The organism is Mycobacterium sp. AZCC_0083 (assembly GCF_014202335.1).
In the GTDB taxonomy this organism is placed as follows: Bacteria; Actinomycetota; Actinomycetes; order Mycobacteriales; family Mycobacteriaceae; genus Mycobacterium.
Window position 1 is genome coordinate 473,924 of sequence record NZ_JACHGP010000003.1, and the last position, 23,189, is coordinate 497,112.

Genomic DNA, 23,189 nt, shown 5'->3' on the forward strand with positions numbered 1-23,189 from the left:
TGCGCCTGTGACCGCCGACAACGCCGCAACGGTCATCATCGGCCAGAAGGTGCGACCTGGATCCGAGCTGAAATTCGAAGCCTGGCAACAGGATATGAACCGGGAGGCCTCCAAGTACCCCGGATTCATCGGCGCCGAAGTGAACGGGCCGACGTCCGTGCAACCCGATTGGATCGTGGTCTACCGCTTCGACTCGGTCGCCCACGTGCAGGCCTGGATCAACAGCGCCACCCGCCAGGAGCGACTCGCCGGTGGTCAGCAGTACTTCGACGGTCCCGGCACCCAGCAGGTCGTCGGTGGCGGCGCGAGGCAGGCCGACGCCCTGGTTACCGTCGTCGTCACGCACCGGGTGAGCCGCGAGCAGGTCGAGGACTTCCTGGCCTGGCAGGAGCGACTGCGCTTGGCGGAGAGCGCGTTCGAGGGTTTCCGGGGGACCGAACTGTTCCGCCCCGTCGAGGGCGTGCAGGACGAATGGACCACGCTGTACCGCTACGACAATGCCGAGAACCTCGACAAGTGGCTGATCTCCACGGAGCGTCGGGAACTGCTTGCCGAGGGCGCGACGTTCTCCGACTTCCACTCAAGGACCATCGACAACTCGTTCGGCAGCTGGTTCGCCTTCGACGAGCGCGGCAACGAGGCGCCGCCTCCATCGGACGTGAAGACGTCGATCGCGGTCTGGGTGGGCCTCTACCCCACCGTCGTACTGCTCACGCTCGCGCTGTCACCCCTGCACATGCCGCTGTGGCTGGGGCTGCTCATCGGGAACCTGTTCTCGAGCATGTTGATGACGTTCCTGACGATGCCGTACTACGTCAATCCGCTGCTGAAGCGCTGGCTGCGACCGCCGCCGAATGTGCCGGCGGCGAAAACCAATTGGCGAGGCATCGGCATCGCAGTGGCGGCGCTAGCGTTCTGGACGGTGGTCTTCTATCTCGTCACCAGGGTGTTCTGGCACCTTCCCTAACGTTTGAGTGCGCCCACTGTGTGGGTTGTGTGCGACGTTCGGCCGATTCCTCGACCACAACCCCCACAGTCGACAGGTTGAGGCTGTGGACAACTCGATTCCGCGCTCAACGAACCCCGGTGGCGTGTCGGCGCTGACACTCAGCATGCTGGCATGGACGACGAGCCGTTTCGGGGCAGACGAGCAGTGCGCGACGGCGCACTGACGAACTACCGGTTGCGCACTCGCTACCGCGCGATCTATCACGACGTGTACGTCCCGAACGACCTCGAAGTGACGGCCATGGTCCGGGCTCGGGCGGCGTGGCTATGGGCTGGGCCTGATTGCGTGCTCACTGGCCTGTCGGCGGCAGCGGCGCTTGGCACGAAATGGCTCGACGGCGACCGTCCCGCAGAACTCATCCGAGGTGATCGCCACAGCCCGAGGGGTGTCCTGGTGCGCTCGTACAGCCTCGCACCCAATGACGTGTGCTTCGCTCGCGGAATGCGCGTGACTACGCCTGCCAGAACGGGATTCGATCTCGGTAGGACGCTCGGACAGGACCGCGCCGTACCGATCATCGACGCGCTGATGGCAGCCACGCGTGTGAAACCCGCCGACTTGATCGCAATCGCGGATGCGCGGCCCGGGCTCCGAGGCGTTCGGAGACTTCGCGCCACCGCTGAACTGTGCGACGGCGGTGCTGAGTCGCCACAGGAGACCCGGGTGCGCCTGCTACTGGTGAAGGCCGGCTTACCCATGCCGGAGACGCAGATCGAGTTCCGTGATGAGTACGGCCACGTGCTCATCCGCGTCGACATGGGCTGGCGGGAGTGGAAGGTCGCGGTCGAGTACGACGGCTTCCAACACTGGTCGGACCGCAAGCAACGGTCGTGGGACATCGACCGGATCGCGATGCTCGAAGACATGCGTTGGACTGTCGTCCGAGTGAGTGCTGACCTCCTTGCGCGGCCCGAAGTCGTGATCGAGCGAGTGCGCGCCAAGCTGCGTGCGGCCGGCTACCCGACGTGAACACCCACTGTGTGGGTTGTGTGCGACGTTCGGCCGATTCCTCGACCACAACCCACACACTCGGTGGGCTTGTAACCCGACTAGCTATCTCTAGCTGAATCGTCCCCAATCACGGAGGTGTTCGCCTTGCCCTGCAACACTGCGCCCAAACGACGTCGACGCACTCCCATTTTCGCCACTGCCGCTGCAATGACGCCAGTTGCACTCGTGCTCGTCGTGGGTTGCTCTTCGTCGAGCACACCGGCGGCGGGCCCTGCCTCGATCACCTTCAGCGCAGACGGCACACCGGGAATGGTTGGCGCCACCACGTCGGGCTCCATGCCGATGCCGATGCCCGGCGATTCCGGCTCGGCGGCCGCCCCGGCGGCGTCGGACGCCCCGCATGGCTCGAACGCGGTCAACATCAGCAACTTCACGTTCGCGCCTGCCAGCCTCACGATCCCGGCAGGCAGCACGGTCACCTGGACCAACAAGGACGAAGAGCCCCACACCGTGGTCTCGAGCGACGGATCGACATTCCACTCGCCAGGGATGGACACCGGCGGAACGTACTCGTTCACCTTCAAGAACACCGGGACGTTCGAGTACATCTGCTCGATCCACCCGATGATGCACGGCACCGTGGTGGTGACCAAATGACCGAGAAGCAGGATCCCAACGGCATGTCCCGCCGCCAACTCCTCCGGCACTCGGCATGGTTCGGGACGGCAGTCGCGCTGACCGTGGCCGGTGGCGAGGTGCTCTCCAGCGTGGCGGGGTGCGCTTCGCAGCCGCAATCACAGCCCCAGTCCACGCTGCGGTTCGCCCAAGTCAGCGACAGTCACATCGGTTTCACCGGGACGGCCAACGCAAGCGTGACCGACACGTTCACCGAGGCGATCAACCAGGTGAACGGTCTCGGCTACACCCCGGACTTCGTCATCCACACGGGCGATCTGACCCATCTCGCCACCGCAGATCAGTTCGATCAGGTCAAGCAGATGATGACCAGCCTGAAGACGCCGCACGTCTTCACCGTCCCCGGTGAACACGACACGATCGACTTCCAGAAGTACCAACAGGCCTTCGGAGCCGGCACCCGTGGCGACGGGTGGTACAGCTTCGACACCGCAGGGGTTCACGTCATCGCTCTGGTGAACACGCTGAATCTGAAGAAGCTGGGCCACCTTGGTCCCGACCAACTCGACTTCGTTCAGAAGGACGTCGCATCGTTGTCGAGCGACACCCCGATCGTCGTGTTCAGCCACATCCCGCTGTTCGCGATGTACCCGGACTGGGGTTGGGGCACCGACGACGCCGCCCAAGCACTCGGTTACCTGAAGCGGTTCTCTTCAGTGACCTGTCTCAACGGCCATGTGCACCAACTGTTCAGCAAGACCGAGGGCAACGTCACCTTCCACAGTGGCACCACGACCGCCTACCCACTGCCGCACCCAGGCGATGGGCCTGCACCCAAACCGGTCACCCTGCCCGCCGGGAAACTGCGTGACGCCCTCGGCATTCGGGAAGTCAGCTACGTCAAGGGCCAGCAGGCCCTCGCGCTGAAGGAGCAGACCCTGCAATGAGAACCCCGCGCTCGGCGGGGCTAGCGACCGCCTAGCGGCGCAGGGCTGCCCACCCCGGGAATCACCGGCAGCGTCCCCACCAGCTTCGGATCGAGGGTCGTCGCGTCCGGCCCGGACCGTCCCAAGGTGTACTTGCGGACCTCCTGACCGTGCGGTGTCGACCCCGCCACCAATAGGTCGGCACCGTAGGTGGTGCTCGTCGTCGCCACCGTCACACCGGGTTTCGCGCCGGTGAACGGCTCGAACGACGCGATCTGCTTGTACTCGATGTTCTCCTCGTGATGGTTGGGGTTGTCCAGGTAGATTGCCGGCTGACCGTCGACCAGCGACCCGTTCGACCACACGCGCACGGTGCCCACGCCGCCGAGTTGGCTGGTGACGATACTCTTGGCACCGCCGAGTGCGCCGGCCACCCAGCCCGTGGACAACGCAACACCGTCCTGGTAGCGCTCGTCGTACGCCAGGAACTGGGCCGTCATCCGGGGGTCACTCGGCTTTCCCGAATGCTGTTGCGACGTAGTGCCATTGGCCTGTGACCTTGCGGTCGGGGTGTAGAGGTCCCACCGGAACGTCTTGACCAGCGGCGGCTCACCGGGGCCCGGCGCCGTCACCACGGACTCCCGGCCCGACCCGAGCTCGATCATGCCGGTAGCCAGGGTGACACCGGACTGAGATCCGGGGTAGGGCGTGAAGGTGGAGAAGACATCCGGCGCCTTGCCCGACTCGCTCGGCAGCGTCGTGGAGAACACCTTCACCTGCGACTCCATGCCGGGGCCCGACCCGACGATGATGTTGTCGGTCATCGCATTTCCGTCGATGTCGGAGGCCGCGACGTTGACCCCACCCTTGAAGTCGGCGTCGAACGGGGCGAAGCGGGTGAGCTCGGTCTTGAAGAGCCCTTCTTTGGTGTTGTTGCCGTCGTAGGCGACCACCTCGGGCGAGGTGCCCTTGCCGGTACCCGCCACCAGGTCCAGGATGCCGTCGCCGTTGACGTCCGCCATGGCCACCGAAGGCGTGCCCTCGAAAGCAGGGAACGGATACACGTTCTGTAAAACCTTGTCGCCGTCGGCATCACGAATCTGAACCGATGCCGGCTTACCATTTCCACCGGGTATCGCCACGGCATACGTCGACACTTCGGGGATGACGTTGATGGTCGCCATCAACCCGTTGTCCTCGTGGTTCAGCCGGTGGCAGTGGATAACATATGTCCCGACGAACTCCAGGAACTCCTGGCGCAGGGTCAGCGTGGCAGGCGTGCTCACGACGTGCATGTCGTTGAATATCGGCGCAGGAACGTTGACGTTGTCCAGGCCCCACGGTTGCACCCCCGTCTTGCCGCTGTGCGGGTCGTCGATCTCCATCACTTGAAAGTCGTTGACGTGGATGTGCATCGGATGCGCATCGTTGTTCTGGTTGGTGATCTTCCACTCCTCCACCGAGTTGAGGCGAGGCTGGATCAGTGGGACGTTCGGGAACCCCGCGGGTTCGAAGAAGTAGATGACGGCCTTGGGGTCGCTGTTGCTGGCCTTGTCGCCCCCGATCGTGTCGGTGATCGTCATCTCCCGTTTGACGGCGGGCGTCATCACCGACGTGTCCACGAACGACGTGTAGGCGTTCAGATTCTGGCCCTGCTCGAACGCAGTGGTCTGCCCCGGCCCGCTGGTGTCCGGCGTGGCGCGGATCAGCGTCTGGGTCGGGAACACGAAGAAACCGTCGGCGTAGCTGATGTACTTCGGATCCACGCCCAGGTTGCCGAGCACCGCCGGCGTGTTCTTGGTGCCGTTGTTCGTATACAGCACAGCAGGATCGGTGATCTCCGTGGCCTTGGGATCCGGCGGGAACTCCAGGACCAGGTCACCCTGCTTGGGCATGGTCACCGCGATCGCGTACCGCGAGCCGGGCGGGATGTCGAGTGTGGTGCCGTCCCCGTAGACGGGCCGTCCGACCTGGGTGTAGGGGTTGCCGTCCTGCCCGACGATGGCGAACTTGGGGTGGTTACCCGTCGCGGTGTCGGTCAACCGGAGCGTCATGTAGGAGATGTCACTGATGTTGGCGATCGCCCAGACCTCCGTCTGGCCCGGCTTGATCTTCAGCTCGGGCTGGAACTGACCGTTCACGGTGTACTGCACGTCGCGCTGGTTCTCCGGCAGCGCCGGGTTCTCGGCGATCTTCTGGTCCGGGCTGTCGAAGGCGATCAGGTTCGACGGCATGAACTGGGTCTGGCCGCGGTTGTTCTTCGGCGACAGCGGACCAGCCCACCACGGCGTGACGTACCGGGCACCCTGCGTCGTGTCGGCGATGTTCACCGGCGCGAGGCTCGGCTGGTACGTGCCGTCGGCCAGCTGGGAACCCTCGGGCGGCTTGAGCGTACTGACGAACTGCGGCCAGCTGTAGTTGTTCAGCTGATGCCCCTTGCCATTGCGGTCGAACACGAAGTTGTACTGAATCGCCATGTCGCGCACCGGAATCTTGTTCTGCGTGACGAGCGGCAGATTGCCGTCGGGGCGGCCGATCTCGAGAAGCCCGGCCAGGCCGGCATAGGTCTGCTGGGTGGTCATCGTGTGCCGGTGGCTGTGATACCAGTACAGCCCGTTGGGCATGTTGTTCGGCACGTCGTAGGTGTAGGTGTTGCCCATCCCGGCGGGGATGGACAGCAGCACGTTGTCGGCATTGCCGGACGGGCTGACATGCAGGCCGTGGGTGTGCAGATTGAGCGGCGCCTCCGCGAGCGTCGGCGGGTAGATGGGAACCTCGCCGCCCTTGGGGGTCATTGCCGGGTCGTAGAAGTCCTTGATCGTCAGGCCCTGAAGGTCATTGTCGTAGTGCACGATCAGTTTCTCGCCGGGGTCTACGCGCAACGTCGGACCTGGATAGAGGTTGTCCCCCTTGGTCGAGCCGTCCGATGCCGTTCCCTTGATCAGGTCGTAGCCGAACACCAGGAAGTTGGTCACCGGCTCCTTGACGGTGTCGAGGTTGACGGTGCCCTGGTGGGCCGACAGCCGCACCTCGAGAACGCCGTCCTTGCTCGAGAGGCGCACCTGCTCCCGAAACGGCGCCGGTTTGCCGTCGGGTCCGGCGTTCACGCCGGGCGGCGCAACGGCCGCTTCCTTTGGCTGCGAAGTGCAACTGGTCAGCATCGCGGCCATCGCGACGGCGACCAGAAGGGCCAGAATGGATTTCATCGAACGAAGCGGCATGACGTTCCCTCTTGGCCACGGCCAGCACCAGCACTGGGCCCCGAGGAACGTTACACAGCAAACTCCGCGAAATTTGCGTTTCCGAAAATAACGCGCCGCGCGCAGCCGTCGCCTACAGCTTGGTCTCCTGCGCCGACAGTGCCATCCAGACGCCGTTCTGCAGAACGAACACGTCGGTGAATCGCTCTCGCTCGAGCACCTTGCCGTCCTGCACCACGGTATTGATCCCGTGGATGACCGCGGTATCGCCTGCGACGTCGACGAACTGATCGGAGGCCTGGAACGTGAACGGCAACGGTTCCATGGCCGCGATCTCCTGCCCGCGGTCGAACATCTGCCCGTCGGCGTTCACGTGGCGGAAGGTGGGGCTGAGGATCGCCTCGATGGTCTCCCGGTCACCGGACACGATGGCGGTGAGCCACCGCGCCTCCTGAGTGAGAACGTCCGAACATGGCGGTGCATCGATGGGCAACGGCAAACCGGCACCGGCCTCGGCGCAAACATCCGCCAGGCTGGTGGCTGGCGTGGCGATCGTTACGACGGTCGCGGGTATCGCGGCGATGGCAATCACCCTCGCGAACGCCCTCAGCAGTCTTCTCATGCGAGGCTCCTCGGCCGTTGAGGGTCTGGAGTATATGCACGGCCATCTTGCTTTCACGGCGAGTTTGCCGAGAAACGCTGCCGGGCTTGCTAGGTTTGCGATCGATGCTGACCGAACTCATCCCGCTCGCCCTCGTGATCGCGCTGTCACCGCTGTCGATCATCCCGGCGGTGCTGGTGCTGCACACACCGCGGCCCAAGCCGACGGGATGGGCCTTCCTGGCCGGGTGGCTTCTGTCCCTCACCGCGCTGACCGGGATCTTCGTCGAGGTGTCCAATCTGCTTGGCGGGCTTAGGGGAAAACCGCCGAGCTGGGCGTCGTGGCTGCGGATCGCGATCGGCGCCGCCCTCATCGCGTTCGGCATCTATCGGTGGCTGACCCGCAAGCGCGCGGCGCACACGCCGAAGTGGATGAGCAACCTCACCACCATCGCGCCAGGCAAGGCCGCCGTCACGGCCGTCGTGCTCGCCCTGGTCAATCCGAAGGTGCTGTTCATCTGCGCCGCAGCGGGTTTGGCGATCGGCAGCGAAGGCGTCAGACGGCCCGAGGCCTGGCTGGCGGTCGCCTACTTCGTGGCCGTGGCCGGCTCGACCGTCGCGCTGCCCGTTCTCGCGTACACGGTCTCGGGCGAACGGCTCGCTGAGCCGTTGCACAGGCTGAAGGATTGGATGGAGCGCCAGCATGCGGTGCTCATCGCGGCGATTCTGGTCGTGATCGGTTTCATGGTGCTGTACAAGGGAATTCACGGCCTCGGCGGCTAAAGCTCGGGCAGCCCCAGCTCGTCGGCGTCAGCGGTGAGATACCTCGTCAACGTCGGTGCGATCATCCGGACCACGTCTTCGGCGGGCAACGTCGCCAGCGGCGGCACCTTCATGACGTAGCGCAGTAGGGCTGTGCCCACCAGATTGGTCGCCGCGAGCATGGCCCGCAGCCGCGCCTGCTCGTCACCGCCGGACGTCGCGGAGTGCAGCATGGCGGCCATGCTGTTGGCGATCTCGGGCACGTCGGGGTCGATGATCAGCCGCAGCGCAGCGCGGAACAGATCGGCCTTCGAGCCGAACAGGTAGAGCACCATCGACGGATCGACGTGGGCGTCGTCCGCGATGGCTCGCAGCGTCGTCTTCTCGTAGCCGTCCTCGGCGAACCGCTTCTTGGCCGCCGCAAGCACCGCGTCCCGCGACACCGATTCACCCTGGCGCCGACCCCGTCGCTTGGTAGTCTTCGCTGGTGAGGCCAATTGTTGCCACAGGGCGCCAACGGAACGCTGCTGCGGTCCACGGCGTACTTCTCCGGGGTAGGTGCGACGACGGCGCTCATGGTGCTGACCTGCTGGGCGTTGGCCGGCTTTGGTGCTGATCTTCGTCGCAGGGTTCCGCCGCGGTTCGCGCGCGCCGGCGTAACTACACTCGGGCGGCGTGGGACTCGACGATCGCGACGCGCTGACGATTCTGCGCGCTGCCGTCGACCCGGACCGCGGCTCGGATGACCTGATTCACCGCTTCTACACGCGCTGGTTCGTCACCGACGTCTCCGCCCGCGACCTCTTCCCGCCCGACATGGTCCACCAGCGCGCCGCCTTCGGTCGCGCGTTGACGTGGCTGTTCGGCGAGCTGATCGAGCAGAGGGCGGAGGAGCCCGTCGCGTTCTTGGCACAACTGGGCCGTGATCATCGCAAGTACGGTGTCACCCAACGTCATTACGACACCATGCAAGACGCACTGCTACGCACCCTGCGAGAGCTGCTGACCGATCAGTGGGATGACCGGTTGGCCGCAGCCGCCCAGGACGCCGTGGCGCTGCTCATCGGGATCATGCGCGGTTCGGCCGATGCGGAGAAGGGCCCGCCGTACCGCGACGCGACCGTCGTCGACCACATCCGCGCCACCCGCGACGTGTCGATCGTCCGGCTCCAACTCAACCGCCCGCTGTACTACCACCCCGGCCAGTACGTCACCGTCGAGATACCGCAGTGGCCGCGACGGTGGCGCCATCTCACCCCGTCGATACCCGCCGACCGCGACGGCGCCATCGAATTTCACATCCGATCGGTCAGGGGCGGCATGGTCAGCACCGCCATCGTCGGCGAGACCAAGCCGGGCGATCACTGGCGAGTGTCCAACCCACACGGCGCCCTGCAGGTCGACCGCGACGGCGGCGACGTGCTGATGGTCGCGGGCAGCACCGGCCTCGCGCCGCTGCGCACGCTGATCATGGATCTCACCCGGTTCGGGGAGAATCCGCGAGTTCACCTGTTCTTCGGCGGCAGGTATCCGTGCGATCTCTACGACCTACCTACGCTGTGGCAGATCGCGTCAACCAACCCATGGCTGTCGGTCACGCCGGTGACGGAGTACTCCACCAACCCGCCGTGGGCCAGCGACTATCCCGACGCCGAGCCGCCCCGCGGTCTGCACGTCCGCCAGACAGGGCTGTTACCGGACGTGGTGACCCGGTACGGCAGCTGGGGTGACCGTCAGATCCTGGTCTGCGGCGGCCCGCACATGGTCGAGGCAACCAAGGCCGCGTTGATCGCCAAGGGCGCGCAAGCCCAACGCATACAACACGATCCACTCGCCAACTGACCGTGGGAGAATCCAACGATGCCTGAGTTCGAAGCCGTCACGCTCACCGACCCGTCGTCGCCGCTGACCGCCACCTTCGTACCCGTGGCGGGCATGATCGGCACGTCGCTCCGTGACGGCGACGACGAGTACCTCGGCCAGCGCCGCGGCCTGGACGCCTACGTGACGTCGGGCAAGACGATGGGCATCCCGATACTCTATCCGTGGGCAAATCGGTTGAGCGCCAGCAAGTATGGGATCAACGGCGCGGTCGTCACCTTGACCGCGGGCACCGGCGGGGTGCGCACCGACGAGCACGGCGTGCCGATCCACGGCGTGTTGAGCGCCTATCCCGGCTGGCTGGTCATCCACCGGTCGGAGAACAAGTTGACGGCAGTCCTCGACTACGGCGGCAAACCGCGCCTGCTGGCGTCGTTCCCCTTCCCGCACGTGCTCACCCAGGACATCACCCTCGCCGACCGCACACTGACCATCGAGACCACGGTGATGCCGATCACCGCGGCGTCGGTGCCGTTGTGCTTCGGCTACCACCCGTATCTCACGCTCCCCGGCGTGCCGCGCGAGGAGTGGCAGCTCACCACGCCGGACATGCGGCATCTTCCCGTGGACAACTGGGGCCTCCCCACCGGTGTGCAGGACGAGTGGGCGGGACGCACCGAGCCGCTGGGGACTTCGACCTATGACGACGGCTTCGACAAGGTGGCCGCCGGATCGACGTTCGCGCTCACGGGCGGCGACAAGCGCCTCGAAGTCACGTTCGAGAAGGGCTATCCGGCGGCACAGATCTTCGCGCCGAGCAGTGACGCCGTCGTCTGCTTCGAACCGATGGCGGCGCCCACCGATGCGCTGCGCCGGGGAAACTACCGCTTCGCGATTGCGGGCAAGCCGGAGTCGGCCCGCTTCTCGATCAGGGTGAAGTAGCCGTCAGTCGGCTTCGCGCCTGCGCCTGCCCGCCCCGGGCTGCCAGACCACCAGCGCGGTGCTCTTCGGCACCACCGCCACGTCGCGGCGCTGGTTGGCCCGTAACCGGTCCAACTCGGCGGCCATCTCGACCAGCCGCGACTGCAAGGCGTCGACCTGATTGGTCAATTCGATGATGCGTTTGATCCCAGCGAGATTCACGCCCTCGTCCTGGGACAGCCGCTGCACCTCGCGCAGCAGATCGACGTCGTGCTGGGAGTAGCGGCGACCGCCGCCCGAACTGCGTTCCGGGCTGACCAGGCCGAGCCGGTCGTATGTGCGCAGCGTCTGCGCGTGCATACCGGCCAGCTCGGCGGCCACCGAGATCAGGAACGTGCGGGCATCGTCCTTCCGACCCATCACGCCCCCGACCAGTTCGCTCTCGGATCGAATCCGCTCGCGCGTTCCGCCTTGGCGTAAGCCTCCAGCGCCTCCGCCGCTTCACCTTCGAGGTTCGGCGGGACCGCGACCTTGACGGTGACCAGCAGATCGCCGTGACCACCCGCGCGCTTCGGCACACCGCGGCCACGCACCCGAAGGATGCGACCGTCCGACGTGCCCTTGGGCACCCGCACCCCGACCTTGCCCTCCAGAGTAGGAACGGAAAGCGTTGTGCCCAAGGCGAGTTCGTGGAAGCTCACCGGCACGGTGACGGTGAGATCATCGCCGTCACGGCCGAACACCTTGTCCGGTCGCACGTGCACGGTGACGTACAGGTCGCCCGAGGGGGCGCCCCGCAGACCGGCCTCGCCCTGGCCGGCCAGCCTGATCCGCTGACCGTCCTCGACGCCCGGTGGGATCCGCACGTTGATGGTGCGAGTCCGGGTCGTCGCGCCCTTGCCGCCGCACTCCTCGCACGGTTCCTCGATGATCGAGCCCGTGCCCCGGCATTCGGTGCACGGTTCGGAGAAGCCGAACGCGCCCTGATTGCGGCTGATGACGCCGGAGCCGTTGCAGTTCGGGCACACCTTCGGGCTGGTACCCGGGCGCGCACCGCTGCCATGGCAGTTGGTACACGGGGCCGGGCTGGTGAGCCGCAACGGCATCGCCACGCCCTTGGTGGCCTCGAGGAAGGACAGCGCGGTCTCGGTCTCGAGATCGTTGCCGCGACGGGGACGGCTGGGCCGCGGCTGTTGAGCACCGCGTCCGAACAGTCCGCCGAACAGGTCACCGATGTTGGCGCCACCGGTCTGGCCGGCCGCTCCGAACAGGTCACCGAGGTTGACCTCGCTGCCGTCGCCACCGAAGCCGCCGAAGTTTCCTTCGCCCGAGTTGAAGCGACGCCCGAATCCACCGTTGGCGAAGAGCCTTCGGGTTTCGTCGTACTCCTTCTTCTTGGCCGGATCCGACAGCACGCTGTTGGCCTCGGATACGGCCTTGAACCGCTTCTCCGATGCGGCGTCGCCAGGATTCCGGTCGGGGTGCAGCTGCGAGGCCAACTTGCGGTAGGCCTTCTTGATCTCCGCTTCGGTGGCGTCAGAGGAGACGCCGAGCTCCTTGTAGAAGTCCTTCTCGACCCATTCGCGTTGGGCCATGTCGCGTCACCTCCTCACCTGTGCTCATCGATGGACTATTCGTTTGATTCTGCGTTCGCCTGGACGTTCTCGCCGTCACTACCGCCGGTTTCGTCGACCGTGTCGGATTCCGGCACGGTGTCGATCACGCCGACCATGGCGTGCCGCAGGATGTGATCGCCGAGTTTGTAGCCCTGGCGCATGACCGTGCCGATCACCGGATTGGACCCGTCACCCTCGTGCTGCACGGCCTCGTGCAGGGACGGATCGAAGGCGTCACCCTCGGCGCCGAACGCCACCAACCCGATGTTTTCGAGCGCGGTGTTCAGCTTGTCGGCCACCGACTTCAACGGCCCCGACTCGAGGTCGCCGTGGTTGCGCGCTCGGTCGAGATCGTCGAGCACGGGCACCAGTTGGGCGGCGACGCCTGCCTTGGCCCGTTCGGCCGCGGCCTGTTCCTGGCGGACGGACCGCTTGCGGTAGTTGTCGTACTCGGCCTTGACGCGTTGCAGCGTGGCCTTCAGCTCGACGGCTTCATCGGACTCGGCGGCCGGCTCGGAGACCTCCGGCGCCGGCCCACTGGGGGCCGGCCCGGCTGTCTCACGTACCTCACCGGTGACCGGATCGACGCGCCGTTTGTCGGTGAAGGTCACCGGCTCGTGCGAATCTTCCTGTGTCACTTGTTCTCCTGCTCGTCGTCGACGACCTCTGCATCCACAACGTTGTCGTCGGCCTGCCCGGCTCCTGCGCCTGCGTCCGCCGACTGCTCGGCCTGGGTGGCCTCGTAGATGGCCTGGCCCAGCGCCTGGGACTCGACGCCCAGCTTCTCCATCGCGGACTTGATCGCACTGATGTCGTTGCCCTCGAGCGCCTGCTTGGCCTCGGCGACGGCGGCGTCGACCTTGGTCAGCGTCTCCTCCGGGACCTTCGAGCCACCCTCGGCTTCGCGCTGCTCGGAGACGAACTTCTCCGTCTGGTAGACCAGCGACTCCGCCTGGTTGCGGACGTCGGCCTCCTCGCGACGCTTGCGGTCCTCCTCGGCGTGCGCCTCGGCGTCCTTGATCATCCGGTCGATCTCCTCCTGGGAAAGGCCGGAGCCCTCCTGGATCTTGATCGTGTTCTCCTTGCCGGTGCCCTTGTCCTTGGCGGTGACGTGCACGATGCCGTTGACGTCGATGTCGAAGGTGACCTCGACCTGCGGCACGCCGCGCGGGGCCGGTGGAAGACCGGTCAGCTCGAAGGAGCCGAGCAGCTTGTTGTGCGCCGCGATCTCGCGCTCACCCTGATAGACCTGGATCTGCACCGACGGTTGGTTGTCGTCGGCCGTGGTGAAGGTTTCCGACCGGTTCGTCGGGATGGTGGTGTTGCGTTCGATGAGCTTGGTCATCACGCCACCCTTGGTCTCGATGCCAAGCGACAGCGGCGTGACGTCGAGCAGCAGCACGTCCTTGACCTCGCCCTTGAGGACACCGGCCTGCAGTGCTGCGCCGACGGCGACGACCTCATCGGGGTTGACGCCCTTGTTGGGCTCCTGGCCACCGGTCATCTCCTTGACCAGCTCGGACACCGCGGGCATGCGGGTGGAACCACCCACCAGCACCACGTGGTCGATCTCGCCAACCGAGATGCCTGCGTCCTTGATCACCGACTGGAACGGCTTGCGGGTGCGGTCCAGCAGATCCTGAGTGATCTTCTGGAACTCCGCGCGGGTCAGCTGCTCGTCGAGGAACAGCGGGTTCTTGTCGGCGTCAACGGTGATGTAGGGCAAGTTGATCGAGGTGCTCTGCGACGAGCTGAGTTCGATCTTCGCCTTCTCGGCCGCTTCACGCAGCCGCTGCATCGCCATCTTGTCCTTGGTCAGGTCGATGCCTGCCGTGGCCTTGAACTTGTCGACGAGCCAGGTGACGATCCGGTCGTCCCAGTCGTCGCCACCGAGGTGGTTGTCACCCGAGGTGGCCTTGACCTCGACGACGCCCTCGCCGATCTCCAGCAGTGAGACGTCGAACGTGCCGCCACCCAGGTCGAACACCAGGATGGTCTGTTCCTTCTCGCCCTTGTCAAGGCCGTAGGCCAGGGCGGCCGCGGTGGGCTCGTTGACGATGCGCAGCACGTTGAGGCCGGCGATCTGGCCGGCTTCCTTGGTGGACTGACGCTGGGCGTCGTTGAAGTACGCGGGCACGGTGATGACCGCGTCGGCGATGTCCTCGCCCAGGTAGGCCTCGGCGTCGCGCTTGAGCTTCATCAAGACGCGCGCACTGATCTCCTGCGCGGTGTAGTTCTTGCCGTCGATCTCGACGGACCAGTCGGTGCCGATTTCACGCTTGACCGAACGGATGGTCCGGTCGACGTTGGTGACGGCCTGGTTCTTGGCGGGCTGACCGACGAGCACCTCGCCGTTGCGCGCAAACGCTACGACCGACGGGGTGGTGCGTGAGCCCTCCGAGTTCGCGACGACGACGGGGTCGCCGCCCTCGAGCACTGCGACGACCGAGTTGGTGGTCCCGAGGTCGATTCCGACCGCACGAGCCATAGTTACTGCCTCCTGATTAGAAATGTTTGCGGGTCTGAGTGGACCACGCTCAAGCTTGCTCTCGCCGACACTAGCGTGTCAACCAGAGTTGAGCCTAATTCACTCAAGTTGTCGAACGGGTCAACGGGGCGGGTTTCGGATTTGTTCCCAGGCCCCTCGGTCTCGGTGTAGGAATTCCCATAAGTTGTCGGGGTGGGCTTTGACCGAGTCAATGCCGCCCGGGTGTTTCTGGCCCTCCGACCCAGGTCAGCGCGACTGGACTACGCCGTCGTCGACGGCGGAGACGTGATCGGTCGCCCGGCCAGCGAGGGATTTGCGGGGATCGCGTACTTGTACTCGTGGCGTGCGTCGGCCTTCCGGTTGACCCGGACATCGAAGGCTTCGGAAACGTGCCATTCCCGGGACAGCATGACGGGAGTTCCGTCCCGGTCGTAGTCGATCTCCTCGATGTACAACAGCGGCTTCCCCCGCCGGATACCGAGCACTCTCGCGGAATGGCTGGTGCTGGCGACCGCGCGCAATGTCGCCGTCGCATGGTCTGCCGCGTGTCCTGAGGAATTCAGTAGGGCGAACAGAGAGGGGTCGAGATTCCGCAGATCGAGGTCGGTGCTGAGCAGGCGCGCGGGGATGCGATCGTGTGAGTAGATCACCGGTCGATCGTCGGCCGTCCGGACCCGCTCGACCGCCAAGACCGTGTCGCGGGGGCCGAGTTGCAAAGGGGAGTCATCCTTCGAGCATTCCTCGAACGCCGCTTCGAGGACGTGCATCCCGGCACGGACACCCGCACTCTCGATCATCGCAAGGTAACTCAGCGTCGAATCGAGTCCGTGGGGCATCCGTCGACGTTCGGCGACATAACTCCCCGAACCACGACGGCGGGTGACGTACCCGGCCTCGATCAGCGCACCGACCGCGTCCCGTACCGTCGCGCGAGATACGTTGAAACGCTTGGCGAGTTGGCCCTCCGTCGGCAATTTCGTCCCCGGCTGCAAGTGCGAACTGGTTATCTCCTCCAACAGCTCGTCGCGCAACCGGTTGGCGAGCAGAGTTCGGCCAGACACTCTCTAGACCCTACGTGCGGCTTTCGCGTGACGCATCCGCGTTGGCTGTGTCCACGAGGACGCGACGGACCTGCGCCGAGATGGATGGGGCACCGGGTAGCAGGCCGTCGAAAATGGCGCTGCCGATGGTGTATCCCCACGCGCCCGCCTCGCTGACGGCGACGGCCCGGTCGATGCTCGCGATCGACCCTGCGACGATCACTGGGCCGCTCGAACGCCGGACCACCTCGCGGATGAGCGCAAGGACATCAGCCGCCGGGTGGCGATACGCCAGAAGGTCAAGGCCGGTGACGTGTTCGAGTTCGGTGAGTCGTTCGGCATCGTCAGCAATCTCCGCGATTGTTCCGAGCAGAACACTCGGATGGTCGACGACCCGGCCGGGAAACGGGCAATAGCGGACCCGATCCGGCAGGATGCCCGCTGCACCCGCAGCGTGAGTGCCGCCCAGTACCCAGTCGACCCCGGCCGCCGCCGCCGCACGCAGTGACGACAGCTCGTCCTCAGTGCTGGTCGAGACGACTTCCAACATGACCTCGAAGCCGGCGTCATGAGCCAGCGACGTCAGCTCACGCTGTCGCGAGGGTTCTGCTCCGACGTCCTTGAATCCGATGTAGCGCAGACCGGTGTCGGCCAGGGTCGGCACGATCTCGGCCGCGTTGTCGACGGTTCGATCACCGTGGGTGAGCATGAACACGAAGTGAGCCATTAGTCCTCCTTCATCCCTTCTCCCCGTCGGCCACGATCGACCGCGCCGTCTCGTCCGACCAGACACCGAGCAGGTCGGCAAGATCGACGATCGAGATCCGCTCCCGCAGGAGGTGCGAATTTCTCAGAGCCCAGAACAGCATGTCGCCGTCGTAGCCGACGCCGAGATCCTTCGCCCGGGTCGGGAGACCGCTCGCCTGGCCTAGCTCGTCGAATTCTTCCGGCGACGGCACCGTGAGCGACGCAGCGAACGTCTCCCAGTCCGAAACCAGTGTCTCGACCGCGGATTGGTGTGCGAGCAGCCACTTCCGTTTTGCGGAGTAGGCCGTCCAGCACTCCTCGGCGGTCTGCGGGTCGAACCCGGCGAATGCGCGTGCCACGGCGTCGCGGCCTGTCTTTTCGTCGGGCACCCGGACCTTCGCATCCGTCGACCGGATCGTCCGGTCCACGAGCTGCCAAACCCGCACGGCCAGCCGCGTCGCTACCGTGACCTGCATGCCGTGGGCAGCGGCCGGCCTTCGCTGACGGCTGCGGGTCATCTCCAGCAAGTGGGAGACCGCATGCTCGGTGCCCGATGCCGGTGCCGTCGAGCCCACGATCCCCATCGACAGGCCACTGGCCGCCAGCAGCCGGGCGAGATCGGCAAGGCCTGCCGGCTCGGCGTCGCGGGCGGCTCGGGCGAGGGTCGGAAGGGCTGGAATCGCGGCAAGGACACCCTCGACGACCGCGGGGTCGTAGCGGGGACCGTGGTCGAGTCGGGCCGCGAGTTGCCACTCCGCGACCGCGTTGGGCACCGTCGACAGGTCACCGACCCCGGCGAGATTCAACTGCCACGGTGCCGAGGTGAGGATATCGGTGTCGGCGACGAGGACGTCGGGCCATCTGGATTGGACGGTGCGTTTCGCGCCTGCCACTACCAGGACGCTGCGGTCGGCGATGAAACCGTTGATGCTGCAGGCGGTTTGGACCGCCACGTGACGGCTACCGGTGCGCTGTGCGGTGACCTTCGCGACGTCCGTTAGCGTCCCGGATCCTACGGAAATGAGCAGCCGGTTAGCGCCGACCTCGGCGATCGCGCGCTCGACAGTCTCCTCGTTGGCGCGAACCGTCCCGGTGCCGAGTTGGACGACCGGGCACTGCCCGAGCTGCGCGGCGAGCCGCTCCACGACCGGCCCTGCCGGCGTGCAATACGGGCAGCCGTCGCTGAGTATCACCGGTTTCCCCGCCAGTCGCACGCAACTGTCGGTGAGCGCGCGGTCGAGGACCGAGGCCCCGATGCGGACGTCCACCTCGGGTAGGTCGGCGTAGCCTCCCGCGCGCAGGGCCCCGAGGAGCGCGCTTGGTTCGGGCACGGTGATCATCGGGCCAGCGCGGTCTCGACCGCATCGAACGCGGCGAGATAGCGTCCGTAGGCGTCGGCGTACTTCTTGGTCGCCTCGGGGTCGGGGTCGATGGCGGCCGGAGCGAGCCGGACGGCAACCGAAGCCGCAGTGAAGTCCGCGAAGAACCCAGTGCCCACCCCGGCGACCATCGCGGCGCCGACCGCGGTGGCCTCCTCGGTCAGCACGCGCCGCACTGGCCTGCCGAGCACACTGGCCTTGATCGCCGCCCACAAGTTGTCGCGCGCGCCACCGCCGACGATCCGTATCTCGCCGCGACCCAGGCCGAGCGCGTCGAGTCGTTCGACGATGTCGCGCAACGCATATGCACATCCTTCGAGCACGGCCCGTGCGACGTGCGACGGCGTGTGGTTCATCGCGAGGCCGAGCAGGCCCCCACGCATCTGGTCGTTCCACCGCGGTGCCGTCGACCCCGACAACGCGGGCAGGAACAGCACGCCCTCGCTAGCCGGTGGCGCCGCCAACGCCAGGGTGAATACCTCGGCCTGCGTGACACCGAGCAGGGCGGCGAGCCAGAGCGTGCTGCCGCCACTGACGAATCCGGGATTCTCGATCAGCCACGAACCTGGCACCGCATGACCGTGTGTCTCGACGAGACAGCGGGGGTCGCGCACGGGCGCGGCGGACACCGTCGTCACCGGTTCGGCGGTACCGGTGACGTCGACGACGACACCCGCCTCGATCGCACCGGCCCCGACCGACGCGGCGTGTTCATCTCCCGTCCCGACGACAACCGCGCAATTCGTCGTCAGGCCGAGCTCAGCGGCGATATCGGGCAGGAGGGTGCCGACCACCTCGGTTGACGGCCGGAGCGGCGCGAACATGGCCGGGTCCAGGTCGGCCGCGGAACACAGCGCAGCGTCGAAGTCACCGCGGGTGACGTCGTAGACCATCGTCGACGATGCGTTCGCGGCGTCCTGGGCGTGCGAGCCCGTGAGGTGGTGCAGCACATACGATCCGACGGGCGCCAGCGTCGCCGCACGGTGCCAGACAGTAGGTTCGTGGTCGCGGATCCACATCATCTTCGGTGCGCTATGCGACGCATCGGCCACCAGACCGGTCCGCTCGGCGAGAAGATCCTGACCCGCTGCCGCGACCAGTCGATCGCATTGCTCGGTGGCCCGCTTGTCCAGCCAGATGATCGCCCGTCGCAGCGGCTCACCGCCGGCATCGCAGGCGACGACGCCATCTACCTGACTGCCCAGGCCCATCGCCAAGATCCGCGACTTTTCGACGCCTGCCGTCGCCATCCGGACGGCGTCACGAAGTGCGGTGCAGTAGGTGTGCGGGTCCTGCTCCGCCCAGCCGTCGTGCTCGTGGATCATGGCGAGCGCAGCCGAACCGGTGGCCACGACGTCACCACCCTCGTCGACGAGAACAACCTTGACGCTCTGCGAGCCGACGTCGGCTCCTAGGGCCAGAGACACGCCTTCCCTCAGATCACGGTGAGCGAGTTGACGTATCGTCGGCCGCGATCTCGGTGACGGAGACCGTGCCGTAGCCCTCCTGTTCCAGGTTCGCTCCGTGCTGCCCGTGCGACATCGCGAACTCCTCTTCCGGAGACAGCACCAACTTGTGCCGCCCTGCGACCGCGAAGTAGAGCACTCCGATCAGGAAGTAGATGAGCGTGCCGACGACACCGGGCCGGTAGTCCGCATTGAAGAAGAGAGAGATGAGCGCAACCAATGCGATCGCGCCCGCCACCGCGGCACCCCAGACCCCCACCGGGCTGCGGTACGGCCGGACGATGTTCGGCAGCTTGCGCCGCAGCAGGATGAACGCCAGGCACTGCATGAAGTAGGAGATCACCGCGCCGAATACGGCCATGTACAGCAGCGCACCGACGATCTTGCCCGCCAGTGCGTTCTCGCTCTGACCGAGGAAGTAGATCAGCAGCGCCAGTACGTACCCCACCACCGCACCGGCGATGAGCGCGACGTACGGCGTATTTCTGGTTGGGTGGGTGATCGACAGACTCTTCGGGAAGTATCCCGCGCGAGACAGCGAGTACGTGTTGCGACCATAGGCATAGATGATCGTGAAGAAACTGGCGATCAGCCCGATCAGCCCGATAAGCGCGAGCACGGAGGCCGCCGTGCCCTCCCCGAAGACCGCCTTGAAACCATCGAACAACGGGGTCGCCGACGTTCCGATGCTCGCCGCTCCGCCGCCGACGCCCGTGTTCAGGAACAGGGTGAGAACCGCGAAGAGGACCAGCGTATTGAGCCCCCAGATCGTCGCACGGGGAATGTCCCGCTTCGGATCGTGAGACTCCTCCGCGGCCAGCGGCAGTTCCTCGATCGCCAGGTAGAACCAGATCGCGAACGGCAGGGCGGGGAAGATTCCGGCGATGCCCTTGGGCAGGAAACTGCTGCCGCCTTCGTCCGGTGGGATATTGGTGAGCAGGCTGGCATCGAAGGACCCCGTGAAGAGCACGGCAAGGAAGAAGAACCCAAGGATGCCGAGCGCTGCCACCGTGATCACCACGGTGAACCGCATGGTGATCTCGATGCCGAGGATGTTGATCCCGACGAAGATGATGTAGTAGAGCGCCCACCAGAGCACTGGGCTGTTCCACCACCCGTCGGCTCCGGTCAGGTCGAAAACGATGTCGTGCGAAAGGAATCCCATCGCGCCCACGACGACCGCGGGGGTGATGACGTATTCCATGTTCTCGGCCAACCCGGTGACGAATCCGCCCCACGGGCCCATCGCCGAGCGCGAGAACGAGTAAGCACCGCCCGTGTGGGGAAGTGCGGGCGACATCTCGGCGATGCTGTAACAGAGGCCGTAGTACATGATCGTGATGACGACGCCGGCGATCAGGAGACCACCAAAGCCACCAGCGTCAAGGCCGAGGTTCCAGCCGTAGAAATCCCCTGAGATGACCGCGCCGACTCCGAGTGCCCACAGCGACCAGAAGGCGGCGTGACGACGCAATTTGCGCCGTTCGAAATAGCCGTGCTCCGCGTCGTGATACGTGACCGAGCCTACTGCCCGCGTGTTCTCCGCCATGGCCCCTCCTCGGGATTGAGGCGCAAAGTTGTCAGACAACTTTCTAGAATAATGACTGTTAGATCCGGCCGTCAAGGATCAAGGCGGCATCTGATACGGCCTCGGATCCGACCATCGAGTTCGGTCAGCTCCGGCGGGCGTTCGGTTGGCGATGTCATCACCGCACCCAACGAAACTGGGGCACAATTGACCGTGACGGCGATCGTCAAGGAGCACTGGCGATGCATGAGCTGAAACGCGGGATAGGCACTTTTGGACATCACCATGTCGACGACTCGCTGCGGAGCACCTTCGCCGAGGCGTCCGTCATCACGCGCGTGATCGCGGAGCTGTCCGCGACCCGGCTCGACAAGCAGCTCGTGGCCGGCCTGGCACCACGTCCCGCCAGCGCCCTCGCGGCTCACGTGGCACGATTGGCGTCACCTGGCGAGCGAAACAAGCTCGCGCAGGCGCTGAAAAACAGTGTGTCCGAGGCGCACTCACGCCGGAACCCGATGTCGCCAGGAGTCCCCGTCAACCGGGCAGGCGTCGCAGCCGCGTTGGATGTCATCGACCAAGTTACGCTGCGCCTGCTTGGTCCGGGCCCGGTGAGCGCGCGTGGTGTCGCGCGGCTACGCCTGCTGCTGTCCGACGGTGCCGGGCCGATGTACTGGTCCGGCAGTGGCGACCTGGGCGCCGAACTGCGCGTCGTGCTCGCCGGGCTGTGACCAAATCTGCCGGCGATGGGACCCAGTTGCTCGAGGAAGTTCGCTGATCAGCCGGCCAAGGCTTAAAACATTGCGAAGACGCTTCGGCGTCGTACGGCCCCGCGTCGGGGGTACGAACTGAGGATTCCGACAACTTAGTGACGATCCACGACCGACACGTAGCTGAGAACTCCATGGTCGGAAGCCCTGAGCACCGACAGATTCGGTGAGTTCCTACACCAGGCCAGGTCCACGAGGCCGGGGAACGCCTGTCCTCGTCGATTTCTGCACGAAGGTCGTTCCGACGGCGGCGGTTTCACGACCCTGACGCGGAAGTCGGCGCGTGCTGCGTCGGCGTGTCCCCTGATCGGTGGACACGACATTCATCCGGTCTCTCCACCGGTCACCCGACATACAGCCGTCTGGATTCGCGACATAGTTATCTCATCGCCGGAACACACCGGCAGAGAAACCAAAGAGCAACCCAGACAAAAGGATTGAAGAAATGACCACCATCGCCCGCAACTTCACCCGCTACTGCGCAGTCCCCGGAATGATCGGCGCCGCCGCCCTCGGCCTGGCCGGCATGGCCAACGCCACCACACAGGCACCGACCGGCCCCGGCTACTCCTACAGCCCCGACACCTACGCCAAGCCAGCACCCAGCGCCATCCCCGGCTGGCACAACAACCACGGCCCCGCCCGCATCGCCCACCTGCTCGGCAGCTAGACCCCCGAACCCTTCAGGCCCTCCCGTATATCCCCGGGGAGGGCCTGAAGTTCGTCATGGCTGTACAAACGGCTTGATGAAGGCGACCAGATCATCCTTGGATGGCGGCTCGTAATAGATCTTGGCCTGCGTGTCATTGTCGAAGGACACGATCGTCTCGGTCGCGGCAATCTCCAATGCGTGGTCCGTTCCTTGGGTACCCAGGTCTCGGCCAGAAGAATAGGAGGACGGGTTACACGAGGATCGGTTCGGTCAACTGACCCGCGTCTTGCTTCCGCACTGCGAAGGTCGCAATCGTGTCGGCGAACTGCTTCACACTCTGCTGGTGCAAGAACAGCACGTCCTCCCCTTCGGCGCACCAACTCGGCTGCCCCTCAGCATCGTGCGATCGCCTGAACCGCAACTCGCGCACCGGTTCACAGAAGACTCTCGTCGTGGTCGTGCACGTCTGATCAGTGGTGATGTCTACCTGGATGGGCTTGCCGTCGACCCGGATCACGGTGACCGTTTCCCGCCCCTTGGCCACCCGGATCCTGCCGATCTCGGTATCGCCACCGCCTCGGGCGGCCACCTGAATGACGCCATCGCGCAATGGCACGCTGAGTTCGATCGTCCCGCAGCGAATCCGGTCAAGGCCATCAGACACGAACACCAGCACCACC

23 protein-coding genes are annotated in these 23,189 nt (G+C 65.6%); 9 read left to right on the forward strand and 14 right to left on the reverse strand.

Annotated features, from left to right (window positions below):
* The first annotated feature begins 7 nt into the window (after nt 1–7).
* The 4 genes from HNP02_RS09485 (at nt 8) to HNP02_RS09500 (ending at nt 3,543) form a co-directional block, all read left to right on the forward strand.
* Entirely contained in the window at nt 8–967 is a 960-nt protein-coding gene (locus tag HNP02_RS09485; protein ID WP_221317449.1) for an antibiotic biosynthesis monooxygenase, read from the forward strand.
* A gap of 153 nt (nt 968–1,120) precedes the next feature.
* Nucleotides 1,121–1,978, forward strand: coding sequence for an endonuclease domain-containing protein (locus HNP02_RS09490; RefSeq protein WP_184437435.1), 858 nt, complete (start codon nt 1,121–1,123; stop codon nt 1,976–1,978).
* A 189-nt stretch (nt 1,979–2,167) separates the two neighbouring features.
* Nucleotides 2,168–2,617 carry a cupredoxin family copper-binding protein gene (locus tag HNP02_RS09495; protein WP_184437437.1) on the forward strand — a complete coding sequence of 150 codons (450 nt, stop codon included), beginning with the start codon at nt 2,168–2,170 and terminating at the stop codon, nt 2,615–2,617.
* Nucleotides 2,614–3,543: a metallophosphoesterase gene (locus tag HNP02_RS09500; RefSeq protein WP_184437439.1), complete on the forward strand. Its 930-nt coding sequence runs from the start codon at nt 2,614–2,616 to the stop codon at nt 3,541–3,543. Before HNP02_RS09495 ends, HNP02_RS09500 begins: the two co-directional genes overlap by 4 nt.
* A 20-nt stretch (nt 3,544–3,563) precedes the next feature.
* On the opposite strand, the gene HNP02_RS09505 is transcribed toward HNP02_RS09500, so the two are convergent.
* Both HNP02_RS09505 and HNP02_RS09510 read right to left on the reverse strand, forming a co-directional pair.
* The gene (locus tag HNP02_RS09505; protein WP_184437441.1) at nt 3,564–6,743 is read right to left on the reverse strand and encodes a multicopper oxidase domain-containing protein; all 3,180 of its coding nucleotides are present in this window, start codon (nt 6,741–6,743) and stop codon (nt 3,564–3,566) included.
* A 112-nt stretch (nt 6,744–6,855) separates the two neighbouring features.
* The gene (locus tag HNP02_RS09510) at nt 6,856–7,344 is read right to left on the reverse strand and encodes a nuclear transport factor 2 family protein (protein ID WP_184437443.1); all 489 of its coding nucleotides are present in this window, start codon (nt 7,342–7,344) and stop codon (nt 6,856–6,858) included.
* A gap of 104 nt (nt 7,345–7,448) precedes the next feature.
* On the opposite strand from HNP02_RS09510, the gene HNP02_RS09515 reads away from it, so the two are divergent.
* Nucleotides 7,449–8,105, forward strand: a complete 657-nt coding sequence (locus tag HNP02_RS09515) for a GAP family protein (RefSeq protein WP_184437445.1) — start codon at nt 7,449–7,451, stop codon at nt 8,103–8,105.
* Here the strand turns inward: HNP02_RS09515 and HNP02_RS09520 are convergent.
* The gene (locus tag HNP02_RS09520) at nt 8,102–8,581 is read right to left on the reverse strand and encodes a TetR/AcrR family transcriptional regulator (RefSeq protein ID WP_184437447.1); all 480 of its coding nucleotides are present in this window, start codon (nt 8,579–8,581) and stop codon (nt 8,102–8,104) included. The two genes, HNP02_RS09515 and HNP02_RS09520, sit on opposite strands and share 4 nt — an antisense overlap.
* A gap of 178 nt (nt 8,582–8,759) precedes the next feature.
* Here HNP02_RS09520 and HNP02_RS09525 point away from each other — a divergent pair, with 178 nt between their 5' ends.
* Nucleotides 8,760–9,926, forward strand: a complete 1,167-nt coding sequence (locus tag HNP02_RS09525) for an FAD-binding oxidoreductase (protein ID WP_184437449.1) — start codon at nt 8,760–8,762, stop codon at nt 9,924–9,926.
* Nucleotides 9,927–9,944: 18 nt separating this feature from the next.
* Entirely contained in the window at nt 9,945–10,847 is a 903-nt protein-coding gene (locus HNP02_RS09530; RefSeq protein ID WP_184437451.1) for an aldose 1-epimerase, read from the forward strand.
* A 3-nt stretch (nt 10,848–10,850) separates the two neighbouring features.
* Here the strand turns inward: HNP02_RS09530 and HNP02_RS09535 are convergent, their stop codons facing one another.
* The 9 genes from HNP02_RS09535 to HNP02_RS09575 form a co-directional block, all read right to left on the reverse strand.
* Nucleotides 10,851–11,246, reverse strand: a complete 396-nt coding sequence (locus HNP02_RS09535) for a heat shock protein transcriptional repressor HspR (RefSeq protein ID WP_184437453.1) — start codon at nt 11,244–11,246, stop codon at nt 10,851–10,853.
* Nucleotides 11,246–12,421, reverse strand: a complete 1,176-nt coding sequence (gene dnaJ, locus HNP02_RS09540; protein ID WP_184437454.1) for a molecular chaperone DnaJ — start codon at nt 12,419–12,421, stop codon at nt 11,246–11,248. Before dnaJ ends, HNP02_RS09535 begins: the two co-directional genes overlap by 1 nt.
* Before the next feature lie 35 nt (nt 12,422–12,456).
* Nucleotides 12,457–13,080: a nucleotide exchange factor GrpE gene (grpE, locus tag HNP02_RS09545; RefSeq protein ID WP_184437456.1), complete on the reverse strand. Its 624-nt coding sequence runs from the start codon at nt 13,078–13,080 to the stop codon at nt 12,457–12,459.
* Entirely contained in the window at nt 13,077–14,930 is a 1,854-nt protein-coding gene (gene dnaK, locus HNP02_RS09550; protein ID WP_184437458.1) for a molecular chaperone DnaK, read from the reverse strand. Before dnaK ends, grpE begins: the two co-directional genes overlap by 4 nt.
* Before the next feature lie 260 nt (nt 14,931–15,190).
* A complete protein-coding gene (locus HNP02_RS09555; RefSeq protein ID WP_184437460.1) occupies nt 15,191–15,991 on the reverse strand; it encodes a GntR family transcriptional regulator in 801 nt (266 codons plus the stop codon).
* Nucleotides 15,992–16,001: 10 nt separating this feature from the next.
* Nucleotides 16,002–16,697: a 1-(5-phosphoribosyl)-5-((5-phosphoribosylamino)methylideneamino)imidazole-4-carboxamide isomerase gene (locus HNP02_RS09560; RefSeq protein WP_184437462.1), complete on the reverse strand. Its 696-nt coding sequence runs from the start codon at nt 16,695–16,697 to the stop codon at nt 16,002–16,004.
* Nucleotides 16,698–16,707: 10 nt separating this feature from the next.
* On the reverse strand, nt 16,708–18,048 hold the full coding sequence (locus HNP02_RS09565) for an iron-containing alcohol dehydrogenase (RefSeq protein WP_184437464.1): 1,341 nt from the start codon (nt 18,046–18,048) through the stop codon (nt 16,708–16,710).
* 5 nt (nt 18,049–18,053) lie between these two features.
* Nucleotides 18,054–19,523 carry an FGGY-family carbohydrate kinase gene (locus tag HNP02_RS09570; RefSeq protein WP_184437466.1) on the reverse strand — a complete coding sequence of 490 codons (1,470 nt, stop codon included), beginning with the start codon at nt 19,521–19,523 and terminating at the stop codon, nt 18,054–18,056.
* A 13-nt stretch (nt 19,524–19,536) separates the two neighbouring features.
* Nucleotides 19,537–21,111, reverse strand: a complete 1,575-nt coding sequence (locus HNP02_RS09575; protein WP_184437468.1) for an amino acid permease — start codon at nt 21,109–21,111, stop codon at nt 19,537–19,539.
* A 221-nt stretch (nt 21,112–21,332) separates the two neighbouring features.
* On the opposite strand from HNP02_RS09575, the gene HNP02_RS09580 reads away from it, so the two are divergent.
* Nucleotides 21,333–21,818: a hypothetical protein gene (locus tag HNP02_RS09580; protein WP_184437470.1), complete on the forward strand. Its 486-nt coding sequence runs from the start codon at nt 21,333–21,335 to the stop codon at nt 21,816–21,818.
* Between the two features lie 484 nt (nt 21,819–22,302).
* Entirely contained in the window at nt 22,303–22,527 is a 225-nt protein-coding gene (locus HNP02_RS09585; RefSeq protein WP_184437472.1) for a hypothetical protein, read from the forward strand.
* Between the two features lie 54 nt (nt 22,528–22,581).
* Here the strand turns inward: HNP02_RS09585 and HNP02_RS42595 are convergent, their stop codons facing one another.
* Both HNP02_RS42595 and HNP02_RS09590 read right to left on the reverse strand, forming a co-directional pair.
* Nucleotides 22,582–22,704, reverse strand: a complete 123-nt coding sequence (locus HNP02_RS42595; protein ID WP_255506341.1) for a hypothetical protein — start codon at nt 22,702–22,704, stop codon at nt 22,582–22,584.
* A 55-nt stretch (nt 22,705–22,759) separates the two neighbouring features.
* A complete protein-coding gene (locus tag HNP02_RS09590; protein ID WP_184437473.1) occupies nt 22,760–23,179 on the reverse strand; it encodes a hypothetical protein in 420 nt (139 codons plus the stop codon).
* Nucleotides 23,180–23,189: the final 10 nt, after the last annotated feature.